The 6,000-nt window shown below is 47.0% G+C and carries 7 protein-coding genes (1 of these 7 only partly in view); 1 reads left to right on the forward strand and 6 read right to left on the reverse strand.

What is annotated here, in order from left to right:
- Positions 1–15: 15 nt before the first annotated feature.
- Positions 16–657, reverse strand: coding sequence for a redox-sensing transcriptional repressor Rex (locus MHB63_07440; protein ID MEK3806412.1), 642 nt, complete (start codon positions 655–657; stop codon positions 16–18).
- Positions 654–1,169, reverse strand: coding sequence for a cyclic pyranopterin monophosphate synthase MoaC (gene moaC, locus MHB63_07445; GenBank protein MEK3806413.1), 516 nt, complete (start codon positions 1,167–1,169; stop codon positions 654–656). Before moaC ends, MHB63_07440 begins: the two co-directional genes overlap by 4 nt.
- A 153-nt stretch (positions 1,170–1,322) precedes the next feature.
- Between moaC and MHB63_07450 the strand changes: the two genes are divergently transcribed.
- Entirely contained in the window at positions 1,323–3,239 is a 1,917-nt protein-coding gene (locus tag MHB63_07450) for an ABC-F family ATP-binding cassette domain-containing protein (protein MEK3806414.1), read from the forward strand.
- A 227-nt stretch (positions 3,240–3,466) separates the two neighbouring features.
- On the opposite strand, the gene tsaD is transcribed toward MHB63_07450, so the two are convergent.
- The 4 genes in view from tsaD to tsaE are tightly spaced (at most 13 nt apart) and all read right to left on the reverse strand, a layout consistent with a single transcriptional unit that may run on beyond the window.
- Positions 3,467–4,486: a tRNA (adenosine(37)-N6)-threonylcarbamoyltransferase complex transferase subunit TsaD gene (gene tsaD / locus MHB63_07455; protein MEK3806415.1), complete on the reverse strand. Its 1,020-nt coding sequence runs from the start codon at positions 4,484–4,486 to the stop codon at positions 3,467–3,469.
- Complete coding sequence (gene rimI, locus MHB63_07460; GenBank protein ID MEK3806416.1) at positions 4,483–4,938, reverse strand: ribosomal protein S18-alanine N-acetyltransferase; 456 nt, start codon at positions 4,936–4,938, stop codon at positions 4,483–4,485. Before rimI ends, tsaD begins: the two co-directional genes overlap by 4 nt.
- A 13-nt stretch (positions 4,939–4,951) precedes the next feature.
- On the reverse strand, positions 4,952–5,641 hold the full coding sequence (tsaB, locus tag MHB63_07465; protein MEK3806417.1) for a tRNA (adenosine(37)-N6)-threonylcarbamoyltransferase complex dimerization subunit type 1 TsaB: 690 nt from the start codon (positions 5,639–5,641) through the stop codon (positions 4,952–4,954).
- Positions 5,638–6,000 carry the 3' portion of a tRNA (adenosine(37)-N6)-threonylcarbamoyltransferase complex ATPase subunit type 1 TsaE gene (gene tsaE / locus MHB63_07470; GenBank protein MEK3806418.1) on the reverse strand. Its footprint extends 99 nt past the window's final position, so only the last 363 of its 462 coding nucleotides appear in the window; its start codon lies off the right edge, out of view; its stop codon occupies positions 5,638–5,640. Before tsaE ends, tsaB begins: the two co-directional genes overlap by 4 nt.

Raw genomic sequence — 6,000 nt, forward strand, 5'->3', positions numbered from 1 at the left:
TTTTCACCTCTTTCTTTATGCGTTCGGGTAATGTTTCAAAAAGTAGACGAGCGACTGCAGCTCAACAGCAAGATCAATATGGTGGATTCTGATTTCCTCCGGCACATTCAGTCTTGCCGGTGTGAAGTTCAAAATCCCCTTGATGCCCTTTGCAATCAGTCTGTCTGTAATCGCCTGGGCAGCCTGGGCAGGCACGGTCAAGATTGCAACGGTCACATCCTCAGGCAGGTGCTCTTCCATGTTATCAAGATGATAGATCGGCACGTCGCCAATTTCGGTGCCGATTTTGTTCTCATCCACATCAAACGCCAGTGAAATCAGCGTATTGTTGTTTTTCGTGAAGTTATAATGAAGGAAAGCTGTACCGAGATTTCCTACTCCAATCAGCGTAACCTTTGTGACCTCGTCCTGATCAAGCGTCTTTCTGAAAAAAGACAGCAGGTAATTAACGTTGTAGCCATATCCTTTTTTCCCTAGAGCTCCAAAGTAGGAAAAGTCTCTTCGGATGGTCGCGGAATCGACCTTCACGGCATCACTCAGTTCTGCTGATGACACCCGCTGCTTTCCTGAGGCATGCAGGTTTTTTAAGAACCTGTAGTATAAAGGCAGACGTTTTGCCGTCGCCTGCGGAATTTTGGATTGTTCAATGTTGTTCACGTTCTAACCCCCACATTCAAAGATGCAGATTTATCTCTCTTGTAATCCCCATTTTTCCCGCCGGTTTTTTGAGATAAGTACGTCGGACCGATTACCAGTCCCTTGTCTAAAGCCTTGCACATATCATAAACCGTCAGTGCACAGACGGAAGCGGAAGTTAGCGCTTCCATTTCAACACCTGTACTTCCTTTTGTTTTGACTGCAGCATGTATGACAAGGCGGGCTTGTCCCTCGTCTTTTTCCCATTCAAATGAGATATCGATTCCTTTAAGCGGGATCGGGTGGCACATCGGAATGATGTTCCATGTGTTCTTGGCAGCCATAATGCCGGCTACCTGCGCAACAGCAAGCACGTCGCCTTTTTCAAGCTGCTGGTTTACGATTTTCTTATGCACATCGATGCTCATGATGACGCTTGAAATCGCTTCGGCTGTGCGGACTGTTTCATTTTTTTCGGATATATCAACCATCCTGGCTCTGCCCTGCTGGTTAAAATGAGTAAAATTTGACATCTTTTTACGCCCCTCATACCTAGACTATACACTATTTTTACAAATCTGTCTTTTTACTTATTGTGACAAATACAAGCATCCGGAGGCCCCAATCATTGCGGGTACCCCGCGGATAAGCTACACTTAACCTATCATAGCATGAGGTGAAAAGACATGATTTTGCTGCAAATTAACCAGCTGACAAAATATTTTGCTGCTGATCTTATATTATCGAACATTAAACTTGAAGTACAAACGCGCGACAAGATTGCACTCGTCGGCCGCAACGGCGCCGGAAAATCAACGCTCCTGAAGATTATCGCGGGACAGCTTTCCTATGAATCAGGAGAAATCATCAAGCCGAAGGATGTCCGGATCGGCTATCTGGCCCAGGATACCGGCCTGGAATCCGAGCTTTCCATCTGGGATGAAATGAATTCCGTTTTCCAGCCTCTTAAGGATATGGAAAAAACGATGCGCAGCCTGGAGATGAAAATGGCTGAAACAGACCCTTCAGAACGGGAATTTCAGCAGCTGCTGAATGAATACGACCGTCTTCAGGTTGAATTTAAAGAAAAAGGCGGCTATCAATATGAAGCAGACATCCGTTCTGTTCTTCACGGACTCGGCTTTGCTGACTTTGACATCTCAACACCGATCCAGCGTTTGAGCGGAGGCCAGAAAACACGCCTTGCCCTTGGTAAGCTGCTTTTGACAAGCCCTGATCTGCTCGTGCTGGATGAACCGACGAACCATCTGGATATCGCAACGCTGTCCTGGCTTGAGCAATACCTGCAGGGTTACAGCGGTGCCATTCTAATCGTATCCCATGACCGGTACTTCCTTGATAAGGTTGTCAACCAGGTGTATGAGATTTCAAGGCACTCCAGCAGAAAGTACATCGGCAACTACAGCCGCTACCTCGAGCAGGCCGCTGAAAACTATGAACGCGAGCTTAAGTTATTTGAAAAGCAGCAGGATGAAGTGGCGAAGCTGAAGGATTTTATCCAGCGGAACATGGCAAGAGCGTCAACTACCAAGCGCGCGCAAAGCCGTCAGAAAAAACTGCAGCGCATGGATTTGATGGACAGGCCGCTTGGGGATGAGAAGTCTGCCCACTTTAAATTTGATATCGAGCGGCAGAGCGGAAATGATGTTTTAAAAGCGAATGATATCGCTGTTTCCTATGATGGAACGAATCCGATCATTTCAAATGTCTCTTTTTCCGTTTCACGGGGTGACAGCATCGCGCTCGTCGGGCCGAACGGAGTCGGAAAGTCGACACTCCTGAAAACGATCATTGAAAGACTTGCTCCACTAAAAGGTTCATTTCAGCTTGGATCCGGCGTCAAGATCGGCTATTACGATCAGGAGCAGGCGAATCTTACGTCGAATAAACGAGTTCTTGATGAGCTGTGGGATGACTACCCGATGCTAACAGAAAAGGAAATCCGCACCGTGCTTGGAAACTTCCTCTTTTCCGGTGACGATGTCCTGAAAAATGTCTCCACATTAAGCGGCGGGCAGAAAGCAAGACTTGCCCTTGCGAAGCTGATGCTGCAAAAAGCCAATCTGCTCATTCTGGATGAGCCGACAAACCACCTTGATCTGGACAGCAAGGAAGTGCTTGAAAACGCACTGATTGATTACCCGGGGACCATCCTGTTTGTTTCCCATGACCGGTATTTCATCAACAGAATCGCGACAAAAGTATATGAACTTTCGCCGGGCGGTGTAACCGAATACCTCGGTGATTACGATTACTATCAGCATAAAAAAGCAGAGCAGCTCGAGCTTGCCGCCCTGGATGCTGCCCCTGAAGTGAAGGAGAAAGAAAACGGAAATAAGCTTTCCTATGAACAGGAAAAGGAACTTAAAAAACAAGCGCGGCAAAAACAGCGCAAGCTTCAGGAAGTGGAAGAGCGCATTTCAGCTATTGAGGAAAAGGTAGAAGTAAATGAACAGCTCCTCTGCGATCCCGAGATCTATCAGGACCACACAAGAGTTCAGGAGATTAATCAGGAAAACGAATCACTGCAGGAAGAGCTTGAACACTTGATGAACGAATGGGAGCATCTGCAGGAGGAATAAAAAATTGTGGATAAAAAAACTCAGCGCCATAACAGGTGCTGAGTTTTTTGTTATCCACAATCTAAAGTTCAAGTTTCACAAGGTTTTATATGAATTATGCACATTATCCACATTTTAATCGTTTTTTATCCACATTACCCACAGGTTATCCCCGTCCATGTTCCACAAGCTTTCATAAATTCTTGCATGAGTTATTGGACGAGATGTGAATAACTTGTTGATAACCATTAATTCGGAAGCTCAAGGCCTGGATTTGCGTTCATTCTCATGGATCCTCTGTGTCCTTTTTCAAAAAAAACGCTTCCTGCTGCTGCGATCATGGCTGCGTTGTCCGTACAGAGAGACAGCGGCGGGATAATAAGCTCAACATTCTGAAGACCGCTGAACGTTTCCGTAAGGGCTGCACGCAATCCTCTGTTTGCAGCAACACCGCCGGCAAGAAGAACTTGATTCACTCCATACTTTTCTGCAGCTGCAACGGTTTTTGTGACAAGTACATCAATGACGCTTGCCTGGAAGCTTGCGGCAAGGTCTTTGGGCTCAATCACTTCTCCGCGCTGTTCAGCATTGTGGAGAGTGTTAATAACCGCTGATTTCAGGCCGCTGAAGCTGAAGTTAAAGGAATCCGGCTCAAGCCATGCCCGCGGCAGATCAATGGATGGCGTTCCTTCTGCAGCCAAACGGTCGATGTGAGGGCCACCGGGATATGGAAGCTTTAACGTTCTTGCCACTTTGTCATATGCTTCCCCGGCAGCATCATCCAGCGTCTCTCCAATGACTTCAAAGGAGGCGTGTTCCTTCATATAGACAAGTTCGGTATGTCCGCCGGAAACGACAAGCGACAGCAGCGGGAATTTCAGCTCAGAAATAAGCTGGTTGGCATATATATGCCCCGCAATATGATGAACGCCAACAAGCGGCAGCCCATGGGCAAATGCAAGAGCCTTTGCCGCATTTACTCCAATCAAAAGGGCTCCGACCAGTCCTGGCCCCTCCGTTACAGCAATCGCATCGAGGTCTTTAAAGCCCATGTCCGCCTGCTTCAGGGCTTCTTCCAGAACAATCGTCAGCTGCTCAACATGATGTCTTGAAGCAATTTCGGGAACAACTCCGCCGAATCGTTTATGGCTTTCAATTTGGGAAGCCACGACATTCGAGATGATTTCCCGTCCATTTTTTACGATTGATACAGCTGTCTCATCACAGCTTGTCTCAATACCAAGTACGTACAGATCGTTTTTCGTCATTTTAAACCCACCCACATTACTAAAGCATCTTCTCCGTTATCGGTATAATACCGCTTTCTGATTCCGCCCGGCTGAAACCCGAGTTTTTTGTACAGGGACTGTGCCACATGGTTTGACACCCTGACCTCAAGCGAGATTTTCCCTGCACCATACTCCTTTGCAACGCCAATCGCCTGCCGAAGCAGTGTTTCGCCGATTTTATTGCCCCTGAAAGCAGGGAGAACGGCAATATTCGTTACCTGCGCCTCATCCATAATAATCCAAAGTCCGCAATAGCCGATAATTTGCCGGTCAAATTCCACAACCAGGTATTTAGCAAAATGGTTCTGCGTCAGTTCATTATGAAAAGACTCCTTCAGCCATGGAGTGGCAAAGGACTGTGTTTCAATTTCATAGACAGCATCTATATCCGTTACATTCATTGGCCGGATGACCATTGTATCCTGCTTCATCTCTTTCACCTGCTTATTTCTGTTGTTCCAGCCACTTTACTTCTGCTTCAGCCATGCGAATGTAGTTCGGGACAAATGAATGGAGATCAACAGGGTCTTTTTTAAGCCCGATTTTCCCAAGCATGGATGGTCTTGGATTGTTCTCTGTCATCGCTGCAAACATGGCCTGTTCGCCAAGAATCTGTTTGATAAGTTCCCTGTGAAGACTGACGTCATTGCCAATAAACAAAATCCGCTTATCTTCTTTCTTCAGCTCCTCAAGCCAGTCTGCAAGAAGAAGATTACAGTCTTTTCTTCTATTTAAAAGAACACCGTCTTCATATTCATAAAGTCCTGTATACACTTGTCCCCTGCGAGCATCAAACAGCGGGCAGATCATTCCGTCAAAGTAAGTGCCTCCTGCTGCAAGCACTTCAAGACTCGAAACACTGACAAGTGGAATATTCAGGGTCCAGGCAAGTGTCTTTGCAATGCTGACGCCGATTCGGAGTCCTGTATAAGATCCCGGCCCTTCTGCTACGATCACACGGTCAAGCTCGGCAGGCTTCACACCGCACTCCTGCAGCACCCACTCAACAGCAGGCATCGCACGGACTGAATGATTTTGTTTCACGTGCGTGACATACTCACCCATCACCGTTTCTTCCCCCACAAGGGCAACCCCGAGTGTAAGGTTTGACGTATCAATTGCTAATGCTTTCATCCGGTTACAAGCTCCTCACATAAACCAATATAGTCTTCACCGAAAGGAATGAGCAGGATTTCACGCTCATCGTCTCCTGAGCGGTGAATTCTGATATCAAGCCGCTCCTTTGGAAGCTGTTCTTCAATCATGCTTGCCCACTCAACAACGGTCACGCCGTCTCCTTCAAAATATTCATCAAAACCGAGATCCTCCCCGCTGTCTTCCATGCGGTACACATCCATATGATACAAAGGAATCCGGCCATCCCGGTATTCTTTCATAATCGTAAAAGTAGGACTGTTGACATTTCTGCTGATGCCCAGACCTTTTGCCAGTCCCTTAGTGAACGTCGTCTTACCGGCGCCAAGATCGCCTTC

The sequence above is a fragment of the Bacillus sp. FSL H8-0547 genome (genome assembly GCA_038002745.1).
Classification (GTDB): Bacteria; Bacillota; Bacilli; order Bacillales; family Bacillaceae; genus Bacillus_P.